The 16,967-nt window shown below is 49.6% G+C and carries 16 protein-coding genes and 1 pseudogene; 10 read left to right on the forward strand and 7 right to left on the reverse strand.

Going from position 1 to position 16,967, the window contains the following annotated elements; genetic code table 11:
- Window positions 1–46: 46 nt before the first annotated feature.
- From FEK30_RS12855 to phoU, 5 genes and pseudogenes are all read left to right on the forward strand, one after another.
- Window positions 47–1,204 (forward strand): tetratricopeptide repeat protein, encoded by a 1,158-nt coding sequence (locus tag FEK30_RS12855; RefSeq protein WP_138073403.1) that lies wholly within the window; start codon window positions 47–49, stop codon window positions 1,202–1,204.
- 54 nt (window positions 1,205–1,258) lie between these two features.
- Window positions 1,259–1,684 (forward strand): annotated as a pseudogene (gene rnhA, locus FEK30_RS17235) (ribonuclease HI); the annotation flags it as partial.
- Window positions 1,685–1,846: 162 nt separating this feature from the next.
- Complete coding sequence (locus FEK30_RS17240) at window positions 1,847–2,140, forward strand: hypothetical protein (protein ID WP_315862037.1); 294 nt, start codon at window positions 1,847–1,849, stop codon at window positions 2,138–2,140.
- Complete coding sequence (locus FEK30_RS12865) at window positions 2,124–3,638, forward strand: DEAD/DEAH box helicase (protein ID WP_138073405.1); 1,515 nt, start codon at window positions 2,124–2,126, stop codon at window positions 3,636–3,638. Before FEK30_RS17240 ends, FEK30_RS12865 begins: the two co-directional genes overlap by 17 nt.
- 159 nt (window positions 3,639–3,797) lie before the next feature.
- Window positions 3,798–4,466 (forward strand): phosphate signaling complex protein PhoU, encoded by a 669-nt coding sequence (gene phoU, locus FEK30_RS12870; RefSeq protein WP_065710849.1) that lies wholly within the window; start codon window positions 3,798–3,800, stop codon window positions 4,464–4,466.
- Between the two features lie 103 nt (window positions 4,467–4,569).
- Here the strand turns inward: phoU and FEK30_RS12875 are convergent, their stop codons facing one another.
- A complete protein-coding gene (locus tag FEK30_RS12875) occupies window positions 4,570–5,241 on the reverse strand; it encodes an L-threonylcarbamoyladenylate synthase (RefSeq protein WP_012307321.1) in 672 nt (223 codons plus the stop codon).
- A gap of 13 nt (window positions 5,242–5,254) precedes the next feature.
- On the opposite strand from FEK30_RS12875, the gene larC reads away from it, so the two are divergent.
- The gene (gene larC, locus FEK30_RS12880) at window positions 5,255–6,493 is read left to right on the forward strand and encodes a nickel pincer cofactor biosynthesis protein LarC (protein WP_138073406.1); all 1,239 of its coding nucleotides are present in this window, start codon (window positions 5,255–5,257) and stop codon (window positions 6,491–6,493) included.
- A gap of 29 nt (window positions 6,494–6,522) precedes the next feature.
- Here larC and FEK30_RS12885 read toward each other — a convergent pair whose 3' ends face one another.
- Both FEK30_RS12885 and FEK30_RS12890 read right to left on the reverse strand, forming a co-directional pair.
- A complete protein-coding gene (locus FEK30_RS12885; RefSeq protein ID WP_138073407.1) occupies window positions 6,523–7,671 on the reverse strand; it encodes a hypothetical protein in 1,149 nt (382 codons plus the stop codon).
- 213 nt (window positions 7,672–7,884) lie between these two features.
- Window positions 7,885–8,421, reverse strand: coding sequence for a hypothetical protein (locus FEK30_RS12890; protein ID WP_198158636.1), 537 nt, complete (start codon window positions 8,419–8,421; stop codon window positions 7,885–7,887).
- Window positions 8,422–9,102: 681 nt separating this feature from the next.
- Here FEK30_RS12890 and FEK30_RS12895 point away from each other — a divergent pair.
- Window positions 9,103–10,302: a YihY/virulence factor BrkB family protein gene (locus FEK30_RS12895; protein WP_062434541.1), complete on the forward strand. Its 1,200-nt coding sequence runs from the start codon at window positions 9,103–9,105 to the stop codon at window positions 10,300–10,302.
- Between the two features lie 38 nt (window positions 10,303–10,340).
- Here the strand turns inward: FEK30_RS12895 and metK are convergent, their stop codons facing one another.
- The 3 genes from metK to FEK30_RS12910 form a co-directional block, all read right to left on the reverse strand.
- Complete coding sequence (gene metK / locus FEK30_RS12900) at window positions 10,341–11,594, reverse strand: methionine adenosyltransferase (RefSeq protein WP_065710854.1); 1,254 nt, start codon at window positions 11,592–11,594, stop codon at window positions 10,341–10,343.
- Window positions 11,595–11,727: 133 nt separating this feature from the next.
- Complete coding sequence (gene galE / locus FEK30_RS12905) at window positions 11,728–12,720, reverse strand: UDP-glucose 4-epimerase GalE (RefSeq protein ID WP_138073408.1); 993 nt, start codon at window positions 12,718–12,720, stop codon at window positions 11,728–11,730.
- 89 nt (window positions 12,721–12,809) lie between these two features.
- Window positions 12,810–13,157 carry a hypothetical protein gene (locus FEK30_RS12910; RefSeq protein WP_012307328.1) on the reverse strand — a complete coding sequence of 116 codons (348 nt, stop codon included), beginning with the start codon at window positions 13,155–13,157 and terminating at the stop codon, window positions 12,810–12,812.
- Between the two features lie 132 nt (window positions 13,158–13,289).
- Here FEK30_RS12910 and FEK30_RS12915 point away from each other — a divergent pair, with 132 nt between their 5' ends.
- From FEK30_RS12915 to FEK30_RS12925, 3 genes are read left to right on the forward strand one after another with little or no spacing between them, the layout of a single operon-like run.
- On the forward strand, window positions 13,290–13,880 hold the full coding sequence (locus FEK30_RS12915) for a DUF3727 domain-containing protein (protein WP_030007472.1): 591 nt from the start codon (window positions 13,290–13,292) through the stop codon (window positions 13,878–13,880).
- Window positions 13,870–14,958, forward strand: a complete 1,089-nt coding sequence (gene mltG, locus FEK30_RS12920) for an endolytic transglycosylase MltG (protein ID WP_255447885.1) — start codon at window positions 13,870–13,872, stop codon at window positions 14,956–14,958. Before FEK30_RS12915 ends, mltG begins: the two co-directional genes overlap by 11 nt.
- A gap of 20 nt (window positions 14,959–14,978) precedes the next feature.
- Window positions 14,979–15,884 (forward strand): tRNA (5-methylaminomethyl-2-thiouridine)(34)-methyltransferase MnmD, encoded by a 906-nt coding sequence (locus FEK30_RS12925; RefSeq protein ID WP_138073409.1) that lies wholly within the window; start codon window positions 14,979–14,981, stop codon window positions 15,882–15,884.
- Here the strand turns inward: FEK30_RS12925 and FEK30_RS12930 are convergent.
- Window positions 15,835–16,965: an ABC transporter permease gene (locus tag FEK30_RS12930; RefSeq protein WP_138073410.1), complete on the reverse strand. Its 1,131-nt coding sequence runs from the start codon at window positions 16,963–16,965 to the stop codon at window positions 15,835–15,837. The two genes, FEK30_RS12925 and FEK30_RS12930, sit on opposite strands and share 50 nt — an antisense overlap.
- Window positions 16,966–16,967: the final 2 nt, after the last annotated feature.

Here is a 16,967-nt window from a genome sequence, read left to right on the forward strand (position 1 = left end):
GGTGAGTACAAGAACGACTAGAGCAAGCAAAAGGATTATTAAGGATATGGCGGGTTGGTTAAAAAAGCTATTTTCTCCCTCTCAGGGTCGGGGCCAAACACCCACCGTAGACCTTCCCCCCCTCACCGACGCAGATTTTGAATTTTTATTGGCGCAGCTCCTCCAGGGAATCTCGCGGGGATGGCAGCCTGATCGCCTAGAAGTATTTATCGCTGATTTGGGGATTCGCGGTAAAGTCACCGCCTGGGAAGCATGGTTAGAACGCTACAGTACGCAAATACTAGCACAGGCACAACCCCCCCAACAACAACAGGTTGGCACACGACTGCTCTATATCAGTAATGCCTTTAAAAACTCACCAAAGCTACAGCGTTTCGCCCGTGCTTTCGGGGATACAGGGCAAAAATTAGTGACCGGACGCGGAAAAATCGCCATTGAAATTTGGGAATATGCTGGTGCAGATCAACTCGCTGAGCAAGAAGTGGCCCCAGAAAATACCCCAACATCAGCACAACCCCAAGAAATACCCCCAGAAGTAGCAGAACCAGTTACCACCCCCGAAGCAGAAATGATGGTGGAGCCCCTGCCTGAAACTCCGGAAACGCTCAATCCAGAAGCATCAGAACCGCCAACCCAAGAGGCACCAGAGGAATTCACCCAAGAAACCACGGAGATCAGGGAAACCACAATCGAGGACACTCCTCCAACAATTGAGGCCTTATTTCAGGCTGGTCTGACAAAAGCCGATCAGGGGGACTTTGCCGGGGCGATCGCCGCCTGGGATGAGGTAATTGAACTTAATCCAACCATCGCGGCCGTGTGGCATAACCGGGGCAGTGCCTTTGGTCGCCTCAAGCAATATGACCAAGCCCTCGAATCCCTCAAACAAGCAATTCTGTTAGCCCCCGATAATGTTCTCATTTGGCGCGATCACAGTTATGTGCTCATGGCCCTTGAACAATGGCAAGCGGCCCTCAAGAGCTGGAATACCACCATCGAATTGCAAGAAGACCTCACCGAAGCTTGGTATCAGCGGGGCCTCACCCTCGAACAACTCAACAAACTAGAAAACGCCCAAATCAACTACCGTCGCGTCTTGCATCTTGCGCCGGATTTTGTCCAAGCCCAGGAGCGTTTAGAGGCCATCGAAACAGTGCTCAATGCCCCATCCTCACCGCTACCGACAGATCCTTGGGCTGAATAATTAAGCGCTGCCACTGCTGTTTTCCCCATCTCCATTGTTCTTTCCCCGTATTTCATGGCACAACAACGCACAATTGACCGCATTTATACCGACGGTGGCTGTATTCGCAATCCTGGCCCCGGTGGTTGGGGAGTGGTGATCCAGTTTACCGATGGCACCGTTCTGGAAATGGGCGATCGCCAACCCGAAACCACCAATAACCGCATGGAAATGCAAGCCGCAATCCAGGCCCTCGAATTTGTCCGCGACTGTCCTCAGCAGGAACCAGTACGCCTTTTTACCGATAGCAAATATGTCATCGACGGCATCACCAAATGGATTAAAGGCTGGCAAAAAAAGGGCTGGAAAACCGCCACCGGCAACCCCGTTTTAAATCAAGACCTCTGGCAGCAGCTCAATCAACTGAACCAACCGACCATCTCTTGGTGTCACGTCAAAGGCCATAGCGGTGAGGCGGGGAATGAACGGGCCGATGCGATCGCCAATGGCTTTGCCCGGGGTCAAGCTCCTAACCTACGCAGCCCCAATGCAACCAAAGATCTACCAAAATCTAGAGGTACGAGCACCAACAGCCCGCCACAATTGACGATAGATTACCCAAAATCTAACGTTGTAACGCCGAATCCATCTCCCCAAGAGCCCATGACAGATCTCACCAGCCTTGCCCCTGAAGACATTACCCTGCCCTACCATGAACGAGTTAAGCGCTTAACAGACCTCATCGAAAGTCTCCGCATTGCCGATGAAATTGCGGAAAATGGTTATTTTATTAGTAGTTCTGAGTTGGCAGATCTAATGGATGTAAATGCCAGTGCCGTCACCAGTCGGGGCCATGAATGGACTTGGCGCAATTGGATTGTCTCCCGGGTCAAACGAGAAGGTAATCAGATCCTTTGGCAACTCGACCGCATTATCGGTGATGAGACGACGACCTAAACTCACCTATGACCGGGGCACCCTGATCCTCCATCCCCCACCCCAGGGTAAAACTTGGCTAGATTTCGTCACTTGGGATGATCGCATTGAAAAATTTAGGCTCTCGGCCCAGGATTATCGTCCCCTCGTGGAACGGTTACGAAACGAAGGGGTAGATTTTATCGATGCGGCCCAACAATTTTCACCCCTAGATTTTGATCCGGCCTTCCCCCTCGAACCCTATCCCCACCAACGGGAAGCCTTGTTAGCCTGGAAAAAAGGCGATCGCCAGGGGGTTGTGGTCTTACCTACTGCTGCCGGAAAAACCTACCTCGCCCAACTGGCCATGGCCAGCACTCCCCGCACAACCTTGGTGGTGGTGCCTACCCTCGATTTGATGCACCAATGGTATGCCCAGCTCAGCACCGCTTTTCCGAACATTGATGTGGGGCTGTTGGGAGGCGGCTCCCGTGATCGCACCCCTATCTTGATTGCCACCTACCACAGCGCCGCGATCCACGCAGAAACCCTCGGAAACCAATATGCCCTGATTATTTTCGATGAATGTCACCATTTACCCAGTGACTTTTTCCGGGCGATCGCCGAATATTCCATTGCCCCCTATCGTCTCGGTTTAACTGCCACCCCCGACCGGAGCGATGGCCGTGAGCAAGATCTAAAACACCTCATTGGGCCTGTCGTATATGACCGCACTCCCAGTTCCCTCTCCGGGAAAGCCCTAGCCGAGCACCAAATTATTCAGCTCAAAATTCCTCTGACCATCACCGAGGCTGACCAATATCAACAACTCATCGCCACCCGCAACCAATTTCTCCGGGACAATAATATTTATCTGGGTTCCCTCGAAGGTTGGCAAAATTTTGTTGCGCTCAGTTGTCGTTCCGCTGCGGGTCGCCGTGCCATGTTAGCCCACCGTCAGGCCAAAGATATCGCCGCTGGCACCGCCGGAAAATTGCGCACCCTCGCCCAGTTGATCGAGCGTCATTACCCCGAAAAAATTCTAATTTTTACCAACGATAATGCCACTGTTTATCGTATCTCCCAGGACTTTTTAATTCCCGCCATTACCCACCAGACTCCGGTCAAGGAAAGGCACCAAATCCTCGAAAAATTTCGTCGCGAAACATACCATATCCTGGTGACTTCCCATGTTTTGAATGAGGGGGTTGATGTACCCAATGCCCGGGTGGCGATTATTCTCTCCGGTAGTGGTTCGAGTCGAGAATATGTACAACGTTTAGGGCGGATTTTACGCAAAGGTAAATCATCGACAAAGTTGGCCCTTTTGTATGAATTGGTAGCAGAAAATACAAATGAAGAGCAACTTTCCCAACGGCGACGTTCTCCCCTTAACCAAACAAAGCAACCACTTACCTCTGTCAATTTAAACAGCAATTTACCACGGGTTGCAGAATCTCAGAATTCTTACAGAACAAACTCTCCAGGAGAATCTACACCCCCCAAAGTTCCACCAGAGTTAGGTCTTCCTGACGACTAAAATGCCCTTGATTTCGCCCATAAAGTGCCTCTTTTTACAAAGAAAACTGCTCAGAAAAATCGTTAACCAAATTATAACTTAATCTTTTTTAAACTTTGGAATTATAATGTAAGAATAGTCTCTATAAAAAGCGATATAAAGAAACGCAATTTAAAATCTATGCAATTGTTTCATCAGCCACCCCAAAGAGAACGAACGCAATTTGAACGTTCCTTACAACGTTTAGAACAAGAAGTTTTGCGGATGGGGGCGCTGGTCGAGCAAGCCTTTCGTTTGGGTCATAATTGTCTGTTTAAAGAAGATTTAGAGGCCTATGAAACGCTCCGGGCCTTAGATAAAGAAATCGACCGCTACTATCGCCGGATTGAAGCTGATTGCTCGGCAATGCTGACTCTGAAGGCCCCAGTGAGCCAAGATTGTCGGTTTGTGAGTGCGTTTATGCAGTTGGTGCGAGATTTGGAGCGGATCGCTGATTATGCTGAGGATTTGGCGGAAAAGTCGATGCGTTTAGTCCCCTATCCGACCCACATTCTGATGGCGGATATTGAAGGGATGTCGGAACATGCCCAGTTGATGTTGTCCACAAGCTTGGTGGCCCTGGCGGATCTAGATCCCAATGCCGGTGCTTATGTAAAGAGATTAGATGATCGGGTCGATGATGATTATGATCGCATTTATGCAGCCCTGGCCCAGCAGCAAAATCAGCCTGGGGTGATTGAACCGTTTATTTTGATGGCGTTGATTATCCGGGATCTAGAACGGATGGCTGACCACGCGACAAATATTGCCCAGCGCGTTTCTTATATCATTACTGGACAACGGGGCTAACAATAGAAAGATTCTAGTACTAACACCCCTCTAGCTCCCCTCATAACACCCCTCTAGCTCCCCTCAAGGGGAGAAGATTGGCCACCTTCCCCAGGGAAGGATTTTATTGTGTGGCGTCGGAAAGATCGACCACATCAAGCCAGCCTTCGAGGGCATCCCAGCCGAGGCCTTTACGGATGAGGGTCGGTTGGCGATCGCAAAAGTCGAGAATTGTTGAAGTCTTGGTGCCGGGCTCGCTGTCACTGTCGATGATGATATCCACAAGGGGTTCTAGGGCATCAAAGAGGCGCGCTTTTTCAAGGCCGAGGGTAAAGGGTTCACCATCTTCGTCGGGCAAGTGGGCCGAGGTGGAAATAATCGGATTGCCGAGGGCCTGGAGTAAACCCTGGCAGATCGCATGGTCGGGGACACGAATCCCGGTGCTGCGGCGTTTGGGGCTCATCACCAGCTTCGGCACCTGTTTTGTGGCGGGAAGTAAGAAGGTATAGGGGCCAGGAATTGCCCGTTTCATGATCCGGTAAGCTTCGTCACTGACGAGGGCATATTCAGAAATATTTGACAGGGACGAGCAGAGGAAAGTGAGGGGTTTGTCGTTGGCGAGGCGCTTGAGTTGGCGCACTTTTTGCACGGCTTGCTTTGCGGTGAGATCACAACCAATGGCGTACACTGTATCTGTTGGATATAACATCACGGCCCCAGCCCGGAGTTGTTGGGCGATCGCCTCTAAATCCCGTTGTTGGGGATTTTTCGGGTGGAGTGAATAATAATTAGCCATTGTTTTTGCCGCTATGAAAAAAATTGCCTATCTCGAATGCCCGACGGGGATTGCAGGAGATATGTGTCTCGGTGCATTGGTAGATGGGGGCGTACCGCTGGAATATCTCAAAAATCAGCTAAATCGCTTGGGAATCGCCGCTGAATACGATCTTCGGGCGGAAACGGTGATTCGTCAAGGACAGCGGGCGACAAAGGTCTTTGTGGATCTCAAAACTAAGGCAGCTCACCATGACCATGATCACTCCCAGGATCAGACTCATCACCATCATGCTGACCATGCCCCCCACCGCCACCTGCCAGAAATTCAGGCCATGATTAAAGGGGCAGGTTTACCAGAGCGGGTTGAACGCTGGAGTTTGGCAATTTTTCAGAATTTGGCGATCGCCGAAGCAACGGTTCACGGTACAACCCCAGAGCAAGTACATTTCCACGAAGTTGGCGCGACCGATGCCCTGGTGGATATTGTGGGGACTTGTTTAGGACTAGATTGGTTAGAGATTGATGAACTATATTGTGCGCCGATGCCCACTGGGGGCGGCACGGTGAAAGCAGCCCACGGAATTTTGCCCGTCCCGGTACCAGCGGTGCTTCAACTCTGGCAACAACGACAGGTTCCGGTTTATAGCAATGGCATCGAAAAAGAATTAGTCACTCCCACCGGCGCGGCGATCGCCACCACGTTAGCAACGGACTTTTGTCAGCCACCCGCCATGACCCTCGCAAAAATTGCCCTGGGTTCCGGCACCATTGATTTACCCTTGCCGAATTTATTGCGGCTCTGGATCGGCCACCAGCCAGAAACGCCCCACTTGGAAACCATAGTTACCCTCGAAACCCAAATTGATGATCTCAATCCCCAGGCGATCGCCTATGCCTGCGAAAAATTACAAGTAGCCGGGGCATTAGACGTTTTCACCCAGGGGATCACGATGAAAAAAAATCGCTTGGGTACTCTCCTAACGGTGATTTGTCCCGTGGCATTGGTCGAGATTTGCGAAGCAATTCTATTCACCGAAACCAGCACCCTCGGCATCCGTCGCCACACTCAAACCCGGTCAATTCTCCAGCGGCGCTTTGAAACCGTTGCCACCCCTGCTGGAGAGATTCAACTGAAAATCGGCTACCGGGGCGACAAAATCTACAACGTCCAACCGGAATACGAAGACGTTAAGGCGATCGCCCAACAAACTGGACAATCCTGGCAGGCGATCGCCCAAGAAGCCCTTTGCCAATTCCACACTGAGTCTTGACCTCTGAAAAAATCCAGCACCGTCGTCCCCTATGCCTTACGAATATTCAAAAAACGCTGGTATTTCTGATAAAGGGGTAAACCGGGGAAATCCTGCTTAAAAATATCCGGCACATCATAATCATTGGGGGGATAGGTGTCTTTAATCGTCTGTAACTCCCCGGCAATTTGCTCCCACTTTCTGAGATCCCCCAGGAGAGCCTTAAACTCAGCCCCTGCATTTTTATTGCGATAGTTCAATGCGAGAAAGTGAAACACTTTGACGTGGCCCAAAAGGTTATTTTGGTTCCTCGGCATCCCCATCGCCGAACACAGCGTGTAAACCGTTTCCTCGATCTCCGAAACCCGCTGTTCCAAAACCTCTAGATCGGTGCCAATCGGCTGTGTCAATACTTCCTGAGCTAGTTTAAAGGTTGATAACAGCAGAGAATAGCGGGATTTTAGGTTCCGTAGAATGTTCAGCAACTTCACGCCACTTTTATAACGACTGACCTCTTTAATTGCCAAAATATAGTTTTTGGTGACCCGCAGGCCCTCATCGGTTTTAAATTCCTTGAGGAAAGGGGTAACTCTCGCTTTCATTTCAAGGACAATTTCGGTACTGTCGGTATGGTGGTCTAAAATATCGGCGATCGCCTCGTAGACCTTAAGCTGAGTCGGGCTGCGATACAGAAATTCCGTTTCGTTAATCAAGACAAAACTTTCAAGGGAAAATAACATCACCTCAAACAAATCAATCGTATTCTTGAGGTTTTTGAAGGTGCCCATGTTCAGATCGATTAAAATCCGAATCCGAAAGAAATCAAGGAACTCCTGATTGCCGAATTTTCGATTTTCCAAGCCCTGGAGGGTGATCGCCTTCGTTTCAAGTTGCTTCCAAAGCTGCCCATAGCGATCAAGAGAATAAGGCGGAACCGCAGGCTTCGCAAAATAGTTTGTGACCTTCTCCACCAAGCTCTTGTTGCCAAAAATCGGCTTCTTCCAAAAAGAATCGGCGGTTTTTTCTTCCGTCGATGGAGACTCTGGGGCCGCAGTCGCCTGATTCGTCGTACCTTGAGGGGTGGGAGTTATTTTGAGGTCAAAGTGAGCCTGGAGTACACCAAACTCCTCCTGGGTAAGCTGACCTTCCTTGACTAAAGAGAGTAGACGCTCTAATTGTGGTGCGTTATTGATGGGCATGCTTTCCTCACTGATTTGATCAAATAACCCCAGCGCTACCATGTAGTGTATCTCTCCCCTGGGGTTTGTTACATTGCGTTGTTGATCTTTTACGAAACCGCCGAAAAATTACCGAAATAATTTTTCCATTGAGCGAGGCGTCAACCCAAGGCCAAAAATTCCCCACCCCTTGCCCAATCTTGGGCCTCAACATTGAGCCTTAACTATCCGTTCCTAGAAACGAATTTGGCTAGAGTGAATCATCCCCATGCCGCCGCAGACATCAGTATAGAACCAATTTCCTTGGTTGCCGTAGAGGTTGATGGTTTGGCGCGATCGCACGGTGCACAAAATTGGCCCATTGGGGTAAGTGCGGACATTCGAGGGGGGAGCAAAGACAAAAGCAGTATCATTCGCGCCCGTATTACCAGGATTACCATCACAGACAAAGTTCAGCATATTTTGGGTGGCCGTGGATCTGGGGCTATGGGTCACACCATCATGGAAGCTCGTCCAGGTGTTATCCCAACAATGGGCCTGGGCATTAATCTTCATTTGGCCGAGGTAGTACGTAAAGTTAACACTACGTTCACTGGCCCGCCGGATGGAACAACGATCCACATTGATACTCGCGCCAGTCACCGCTTGACCCATATAGACGTTGCAGGATTGGGCATTGAGATTTTTCTGGGGGCCTAGGGCTGTGGCCAGGACTAAACCGAGGGGGACTAGCAACAGACTTAGGGATTGGTGCATTGTAGGGTGTAACATATCAGTTACCTCCACCATCAAAAAAGTAATGTAGGGCTAATAATATTGTCGCTATTTTCCCCTGCAACAACGGCTTGTTTTTATAAAAAGTAATAACAAATGGCTTAAAAAATTTAATTTTTTCTTTATCTTATTTTTTGACCGATTTAAAAATTATTCAATAAGAGAATTGTCCTTAAAAATAGAGGATTTAAGCCATTAACCAGAAAAATCACTTTAGAAAGTAAGGCTTGCCCCGATGGGGTTGAGGGATGATTCCCCACATTCGGGGATCATTTGACTCTTTTGAAGGATTTATAACCTAGAGAAAAATAAAAAGTTCTGGGTCGTATTTCTATATTTTTTATTGGTATTTTCCCACTACTTTTTATTAAGATTGAAAAAGATTTTTTTTCGGCAGCAATCTCTCAAATATCGCACCATTGGTAAACTTTGGGCGTGATTTTCGTCATAAAGATGTACTTGATAATCCTGTCAGCTGACCAGATAATTTTTGGGTAGTGCGACAGCGGCCTGATGTGGCTTTGTGCTTTGGGGGGAGAAGCGAGGCGATCGCCAAGGGAGTTTTGACCGATAAACTAATAGGTAGTGGTACTGTACTTCTTGGAATCTCAAAATGTTTCAGCAAATGCAGCTGCATAAACGCGCTCCAGAAAATATGTTGCCCCGATCGGTCAGGCGATGAAACGTTTTTTGCGATTTTTTTTATTTCTTAATCACCGAACGCTGTATTGGACGATCCGCCAGGCGTTACGACGGCGACTGTTGGGGCTTTCGGCGGAGATTGCCTTTAACGTCATGCTGTCCTTGTTCCCGACGATTATTATGGCGTTGACGGCCCTAGGCTTATTCACGGCCACCCTCGATAACCAAACCATTCTACAGTTGGCGAGCTATTACGAAGATGTGATGCCGGTGTCGGTATGGACGCTTCTGCGGGAGTTCGCGGCAGAAATTAGCAAAACTCCCAGTAGAAGTTTATTTTCGGTGAGTTTTGTCGCGACGATCTGGGTCTCGTCCGGAGCGCTGAGTGCGGCAATGAATGCCCTCGATCAAATCCACGAAATCCCCCCGGAACAACGGCGTCCTTTCTGGAAAGCAAAGTTGATGTCGATTTTTATTACCCTGGGGGCGATCGCCCTTTTGATTTTTGCCTCATTTCTGGTGCTGGTGGGCGATAGCGTCATTAAAGTCGGACTCGATTTAATTGTGCGCTTACCTGTAGATACGACGGGGGTCAATGTTTTGGTCACCCTCTGGCGGCTGCTGAGTTTCCCGTTAGCGTTGGGGTTAGGGACGGGCATTATTGCGATGGTGATTAACATTCTGACGAGTCCCCCTGATCGGCGTCATCCCCTGCGCAAACTCAAACAGATGTCCTTTGGCTTAGTGATCGCCCTCATTGCCTTTTTCGCCCTGTGTTTTTCGATTCTCTTTATCCAAAATCTGATTGTCGATATGGAGATCAACTATGATCTGGCAAATCTGTTGGTCATTCTCTGGCGTTTTTTGAGCCTGCCCGTCGCCTTGGCGATCGTTTCCATTGCCTTTGCTTTTATCTACAGCATGGGTTCTAGTCGCCTGATTAAAGGGATGCCCATTTTGCCCGGTGCCGTTCTGGGAGCTGTTTCCTGGGCGATTATCTCTTCTCTATTTCGCCTCTATGTTGCCAACTTTGGCCAATATAACCGTGTCTATGGGGCTGTGGGGACGGCGATTATTCTGATGCTCTGGCTCCAACTCAGCGCCCTGGTGATGCTCCTGGGGGATCAGCTTAATGTCGTTGTCGGCGAAGCCATGCTTGCAGATGCCCTCAAACGCGGCGATCGCCAACTCAACAAAAATCCCCCACTGCCAGAAGAAGCACCAGGGGAAATTTAATTAGCTTTTTAGGTTTAGGACGTCAGTACGCAAGAAAACTAGGCAACTGTTGCCGTGGCCAGTTCCTGTTTGAGAATATCTACCTTATCCAAACGTTCCCAGGGAAGATCTAAGTCTGTCCGACCAAAATGTCCATAGGCGGCCACATCCTGATAAAAACGCCCATTACGTTGGCTCGGTAAATTGCGCAGATCGAAAGCCTGGATAATCCCCGCCGGACGCAGTTCAAAATGTTTCTGCACGACTTCAAGCAACCGATCCTCATCCACAGTGCAAGTACCAAAGGTCTCGATCATCACACTCACTGGACGGGCAACCCCAATCGCGTAGCTCACCTGCACCTCACATTTTTCCGCAAGGCCCGCTGCGACAATATTTTTCGCCACATAACGGCAAGCATAGGAAGCACTGCGGTCTACCTTAGTGGGATCTTTGCCGGAGAAAGCACCGCCCCCGTGACGAGAATAGCCACCGTAGGTATCGATAATAATCTTGCGGCCCGTAAGTCCAGAATCTCCCTGGGGGCCACCAATGACAAACTTACCAGTGGGGTTTACCAGGAACTTCGTACTGTCACTTAAACCCACCGTTGCCCCGACAAAAACAGGTTTAATCACTTTCTCCAACAGATCCGCCTTGATCTTGGCCTGAATCTCCGTATTGTCTGTGAGTGCCCCAATGGTCTCTGTGTGTTGGGTCGAAATCAAAATCGTATCGATCCCCACGGGTTTGCCGTCCTCGTAGATCACCGTTACTTGGGTTTTACCGTCGGGGCCGAGGTAAGGCAGTTCACCGCTTTTGCGTACTTGGCTCAATTTCAGAGACAAACGATGGGCCAAACTAATGGGGAGAGGCATGAATTCGGGTGTCTCGTTGCAGGCATAGCCAAACATTAACCCCTGGTCTCCGGCACCAATTTCATCGAGTTGGTCGTCACTGAGTTTGTCCCGTTGCTCCTGGGCGCTGGTGACCCCCTGGGCGATGTCGGGGGATTGTTCATCCAGGGCAACCATCACAGAGCAGCTATTGGCAGAAAAGCCATTGTCGGCATTGGTGTAGCCAATTTCTTTGATTTTCTGGCGAGCCACCTGGATAAAATTCACATTCGCTTGGGTTGTTAGTTCACCCGTAATCAGCACCAAACCGGTATTGGTCACAACCTCAGCAGCAACACGGCTACTGGGATCAGCAGCAAGTACGGCGTCTAAAATTGCATCGGAGATTTGGTCACAAATTTTATCGGGATGTCCCTCGGTGACGGATTCGGAGGTAAAGAGATAACGACGAGACAATGTTGTATATCCTCTTGAGTTTAGAAAGTGGACAAGCGGGGTAGTGGCTTTTTATTTTATCTGGTTGAGTTCCTTTCTCTTTCAGAATTCGGGAGTTTCTGCTGGGCGATCGCCAATTTTCCTGACTGCTAGGTTAACCATGCCGCCGTTGGTGCCAGTGCCAAGCGTGTTGCAAAATAGTTTCTAGATCAGCATATTGGGGTTGCCAACCCAGAACTGTGCGGGCTTTTTCACTGCTCCCCACAAGGCTGGGGGGATCACCGGGGCGACGGTCGGTGGCGATCGCCTTGATCTCTTTGGCGGTAATTTTGCGGGCAGCCTCAATTACCTCTTTAACCGAAAAACCGTTGCCATTGCCGAGGTTAAAAGCATCGGTAGCGCCCCCTTGCAGTAAATATTCCAGACCTAAAACATGGGCATCGGCGAGGTCACTCACATGGATATAATCCCGGACGCAAGTGCCGTCGGGGGTAGGATAATCGGTACCAAAAATTGAAATATGCTCCCGTTGACCGAGGGCCGCAAAGAGCACCAGGGGGATCAAGTGGGTTTCGGGGTTGTGGTCTTCTCCTAGGTTGCCCTCTGGGTCTGCCCCAGCGGCGTTGAAATAACGAAACATCACCGACCGCAACCCATAGGCCCGGTCAAAATCCCAGAGCATTTTTTCCACCATCAGCTTACTCATGCCGTAGGGGTTGATCGGGTTTTGGGGATGAGCTTCGGGGATGGGAATTTCGCTTGGTTCGCCGTAGGTGGCACAGGTGGAAGAGAAGACAAACTGCGTGACTCCCGCTGCGATCATCGCCTCCAGGAGTGTTAAAGTCCCGACCACGTTATTGCGATAGTATTTGGCGGGCGCTGTGACCGATTCCCCGACATAGGCATAGGCCGCAAAGTGCATCACCGCATCGATTTTGTGGTCTGCAAATATTTGATCTAACAAAGGGCGATCGCCTGTGTCCCCAACGATTAATTCCGCTTTGAGCACCGACGCCACTAAATCTTGGTGACCATAGACCAAGTTATCTAGCACGATGACCCGATAACCGCGCCGTTGCAGACTCAATACCGCCTGGGAGCCAATGTAACCCGCTCCCCCCGTGACTAAAACTGTTTTGTCTGCCATGGCTGTCCCCCTGTTTCTCTTTTAAATGACCGCTAGAACATTCGTGCAATTAACTGGTTCGGCATCAAATCTTTTCTCAAATTCAGAAACTAGAATTTAGACACCTTCCCATGGAGCCAATTTACCAGGAGAGTCGGGCAATTTTTCATAAACCAACGCCAGGCCAAAATCCGAAAAATAGGTTTAGAAAATCGGGCAATGTATTTCGCCAAGCGATTGAGGGGGCGGCGGCGGACTTTTTTGTTGATTAAATTCACCGAGCCAATGTCGTAGAGGCATTCTAAAACCAGTTTGACCGTGGTCTCTTCCCGCAAAAACATGGTTTCAATGAGCAGCAACATATCCTGGAGGCGTTTCTCTTCAAATTCTTGCTCCTGGACGGTTTTTGTGAGGGGGGCTGTAACCTCGGATTGGACAGTAATTGGGGCTTTGGACATGGGCAGATCACAATGGGCGCATTGAAAACATCATAGTGGGAGTTTAGGGGGCCTGTACAAATCAAAACTTTGGCCCACTGCGTGATATTCTGAGAGAAATTATTTCTGTTCCTTTTTTGCCAGCCACTGTCTATGTCTTCGCCTTCTTTTGATTCCGGACGGGAGCTTGATGCTCAGGACATCGTTACCCTCACCGATGCCATGGGGCGATCGCTAGATTGTTACGTTGAGAATGAAATTACCCAGGATGGCACTGAATACTATTTTTTGATGCCAGTAGACCAGCCAGTGGTGATCCTCGCTTGGGACGAAGATGAAGCCGAGGAGAGCGATTTACCGGAAACGGAACTGGTTGAAGATCCAGAGGAACTTGCAGAAATTTTTCCCGATGCCAAGGCGGTACTGGCAGAACATGATTTAATCCTCCAGGATACAGCCCATGTGATGACCGTCCGTGGTGAGTTGCCCCCCCTGGAAGAGGATAAAATTCTCTCTTTAGAGATTGAAGATGATGACTTTGAAGACGAAGAGCTAGAGGCCGAAGAGTTACAGGAATTAGCACGCTTCTACCACCTCGACCAACTGTATAGCATCTACACGCCCCTAGAGCCGATTCCCATTTTTGTGAAGGTGACCGAGGATGAAGAAATGGAGATCCTCGAACCTGGGGATCCGATGATCCAGAGTTTAGTTGATACGCTCCTGCTCCAAGATGCCGACTAATGCGCCCCCCAAAACGCAACCCTTAGCACAGCGAAAACGGGGCTTTCCTTGGTTTTCTGGGATCCTCGCCCTGACAGTGGCGATCGCCTTTTGGCAGAGTTGGGCCTGGTGGCGGTGGGCGATCGCCCCTGGGGAAAATGCCGACCAGGCGGTACAACTCGACATTCCGGTCGGTACGGGCGCAGCCCAAATTGGCGAAGATTTAACGGCTTTGGGTTTAATCCAATCGCCCAAGGCCTGGCAGATCTGGGTGAAGTGGCTCAGGCTCACGGATCGGGGCGGCAGTCTCAAGGCGGGCACCTATCAATTTCCGCCCAACCAAGATCTCCCGGCGATCGCCCAGCAAATTTGGTCGGGGGAGGTGGTGCAGACGAGCGTGACGATTCCCGAAGGTTGGACGATCCAACAGATGGCAAATCGTTTTGAAGCCCTGGGTTTTTTTCCGGCCACGGAGTTTATTGCGGCGACCCAAACCATCCCCCGCGAGCAATTTCCCTGGTTGCCAGCAGATTTAACCTCCTTAGAAGGTTTTTTATTTCCCGACACCTACTTTCTTGATACCGCCCAACCCAGCCCCCCAGCAGTTATTGAGCAGATGTTGGGCCAATTTGAGGCGGTGGTCTTGCCCCTCTATGAGGCCGAAACGGTGCCTTTGGATTTGTCCCTCACGGAATGGGTAACCCTAGCGAGCATTGTGGAAAAAGAGGCGGTAATCCCTGAGGAGCGGCCGTTAATTGCCGGGGTATTTGTCAATCGCCTGGAACAGGGTATGCGCCTGGAAACAGACCCGACGGTGGAATATGGCCTCGGCATTCGCCAAACGAAGGAACAGCCCCTTACCCTTGAGCAGGTGCGCACCCCCAATCCCTACAACACCTATCTCAATGAAGGTTTACCACCAGGGGCGATCGCCTCACCGGGGTTAGCCAGTTTTCGGGCGACGTCCAATCCTGAAGCGACGGACTTTTTATTTTTCGTGGCCAACTACGACGGTACCCATGTTTTCAGTGAAACCCTGGCAGAACATGAAGCCGCCACCCAACGGATCCGCGCCACCATCGACGGTGAGACGGAATAGTTAAAAAATCAATCGTGACGATGTCTAGCTTGGTGCCCCAGTTAACAGCCGACGGTTCCTATACGTTTTTCTCGGAGGAATTTCAGGAGCATTTTCACTCCCAGGTGGGGGCCAAACGGGAGGCTGAGGAAAAATTTCTTCTGCCCTGTCGGATCGCCGAACTCGCCCAACAACCCCAACTCCGGCTTTTAGATGTTTGCTACGGCTTGGGTCATAATACCGCAGCAGCCCTCACGGAAATTTGGCGCGTTAATCCCCACTGTCAAGTCACCTTATTTGCCCTAGAAAAAGACCAGGCGATCGCCCTTGAGAGCATTCAGCAAAATGTCCTGGCGGCCTATCCCAAAACGGTAGTTTCCCTACTCCGGGAATTGAGCGAAAATCTTCAGGTCGAAACAAGTCTATTCAAAGCTCAATTGCTCACAGGAGATGCACGGCAAACTATCCAACGGGTGATTCAAGCTGATTTCCAGGCCGATGCCATCTTTCTTGATCCCTTTTCACCGCCAAAATGTCCCCAGCTCTGGACGGTGGAATTTCTCGATTTAGTGGCCCAATGCCTTGCCCCCGACGGCTATTTGGCGACCTATTCCTGTGCGGCGGCGGTGCGGGTGGCTCTCCAGGCAGCAGGTTTACAGCTCGGCAAAACCCCCGGTGTCGGTCGAAAGTCTCCCGGCACCCTCGCCCGGTTTATTCCCGATAACCTAACACCCCTTTCCCAACAGGAGCAGGAACATCTTCTCACCAATGCGGCGATCACCTATCGCGATCCGACCCTCCAGGACGATGCAGCAACAATTTTGCAACGGCGACGGGACGAACAACAGTCCAGCCAGCGAGAATCCACGAGTCACTGGAAAAAACGTTGGTCAGCCCTCAATTCAACTGCGCCCGAAAACGATGCACACTCACCGACAACAAAATAATCGCAAACCCTAGCAATACCACAATATTCGGCCACAGGGAGTCAATCGCCACTCCTTTGAGGATGAGACTGCGGGCGATCGCCACATAATGGCGCAACGGATCAAACCACGAGAGAATCTGGAAAAATTTCGGCATACTCTCAATCGGGGCGATCGCCCCAGAAAGCTGGATAATTGGCGCATTAAAAAAGAATGACGTTAAGACCACCTGTTGCTGAGTGCGGGACAGAGTTGCCAGTAAAATTCCTAAACCGATACTCACAAAAACATACAGGCCAGAGAGGGCATAAAAAATCAAAAAATTGCCGCGAAAAGGCAAGTGAAAGATAAATTTTCCCATCGCCGATGCAATTAAAACATCCCCCATTAAAAGAATAAATAAGGGGATTATTTTTGCCAATAAAATTTCCCAGCCCGATGCCGGAGTCATGAGTAATTGCTCTAGTGTGCCCACATCTTTTTCGCGAATCACTGTCACTGAAGAAATCAGAGAACCCGTTAATGTTAATACTAAACCAATCACTCCCGGTACAAAGAACCAACTACTGGTTAACCCCGGATTATATAAAAAACGGCTTTGGGTTTCGACGGGGGGCATTTTAAATTCAGGATTTTTTTGGCGAGTGTATTGATTTACAATTTGATTAATATAGCCATTTGTAATGCCTGCAGTATTGGCATCAACCCCATCAATAAAAACTTGTACTTCCGTTGAATTGCCTTGGTTTAAATCTCGATCAAAGTTGGGCGGAATAATTAATCCGGCGGTTAATTTACCATTCCGTACTTGCTCCTGTAACTGAGCTTCATTTTTAGGGATTGACTCAATTTGAAAGATGTCATTTTCCGTCAAGGCAGAAACAAATTCACGACTTTGGGCAGAGTTGGCGTAATCGATTAAACCTAAACTGAGGTGATCGACATTGGGGCTGAGGGCTAAACCAAAAACTAATAATTGAATCGTCGGCGGAAAAATTAACAGAAAAATAGATTGGCGATTTTTGAGGATTTGGCGAATTTCCTTGAGGGTTAATGCCCAGAAACGACCATCAAAAAAGCCTTGTAGTAAATTAATTTTCATAC

It is taken from the genome of Picosynechococcus sp. PCC 11901 (assembly GCF_005577135.1).
Classification (GTDB): domain Bacteria; phylum Cyanobacteriota; class Cyanobacteriia; order Cyanobacteriales; family MRBY01; genus MRBY01.

What these genes read in the sequence shown, in the direction of transcription:
- FEK30_RS12915 (WP_030007472.1), top strand. Translation starts at nt 13,290, where the DNA reads ATGTCTTCGCCTTCTTTTGATTCCGGACGGGAGCTTGATGCTCAGGAC.
- mltG (WP_255447885.1), top strand. Translation starts at nt 13,870, where the DNA reads ATGCCGACTAATGCGCCCCCCAAAACGCAACCCTTAGCACAGCGAAAA.
- larC (WP_138073406.1), top strand. Translation starts at nt 5,255, where the DNA reads ATGAAAAAAATTGCCTATCTCGAATGCCCGACGGGGATTGCAGGAGAT.
- FEK30_RS12895 (WP_062434541.1), top strand. Translation starts at nt 9,103, where the DNA reads ATGAAACGTTTTTTGCGATTTTTTTTATTTCTTAATCACCGAACGCTG.
- FEK30_RS12910 (WP_012307328.1), bottom strand. Translation starts at nt 13,157, where the DNA reads ATGTCCAAAGCCCCAATTACTGTCCAATCCGAGGTTACAGCCCCCCTC.
- FEK30_RS12885 (WP_138073407.1), bottom strand. Translation starts at nt 7,671, where the DNA reads ATGCCCATCAATAACGCACCACAATTAGAGCGTCTACTCTCTTTAGTC.
- FEK30_RS12875 (WP_012307321.1), bottom strand. Translation starts at nt 5,241, where the DNA reads ATGGCTAATTATTATTCACTCCACCCGAAAAATCCCCAACAACGGGAT.
- phoU (WP_065710849.1), top strand. Translation starts at nt 3,798, where the DNA reads ATGCAATTGTTTCATCAGCCACCCCAAAGAGAACGAACGCAATTTGAA.
- FEK30_RS12930 (WP_138073410.1), bottom strand. Translation starts at nt 16,965, where the DNA reads ATGAAAATTAATTTACTACAAGGCTTTTTTGATGGTCGTTTCTGGGCA.
- FEK30_RS12925 (WP_138073409.1), top strand. Translation starts at nt 14,979, where the DNA reads ATGTCTAGCTTGGTGCCCCAGTTAACAGCCGACGGTTCCTATACGTTT.
- galE (WP_138073408.1), bottom strand. Translation starts at nt 12,720, where the DNA reads ATGGCAGACAAAACAGTTTTAGTCACGGGGGGAGCGGGTTACATTGGC.
- FEK30_RS17240 (WP_315862037.1), top strand. Translation starts at nt 1,847, where the DNA reads ATGACAGATCTCACCAGCCTTGCCCCTGAAGACATTACCCTGCCCTAC.
- FEK30_RS12890 (WP_198158636.1), bottom strand. Translation starts at nt 8,421, where the DNA reads ATGTTACACCCTACAATGCACCAATCCCTAAGTCTGTTGCTAGTCCCC.
- FEK30_RS12865 (WP_138073405.1), top strand. Translation starts at nt 2,124, where the DNA reads ATGAGACGACGACCTAAACTCACCTATGACCGGGGCACCCTGATCCTC.
- FEK30_RS12855 (WP_138073403.1), top strand. Translation starts at nt 47, where the DNA reads ATGGCGGGTTGGTTAAAAAAGCTATTTTCTCCCTCTCAGGGTCGGGGC.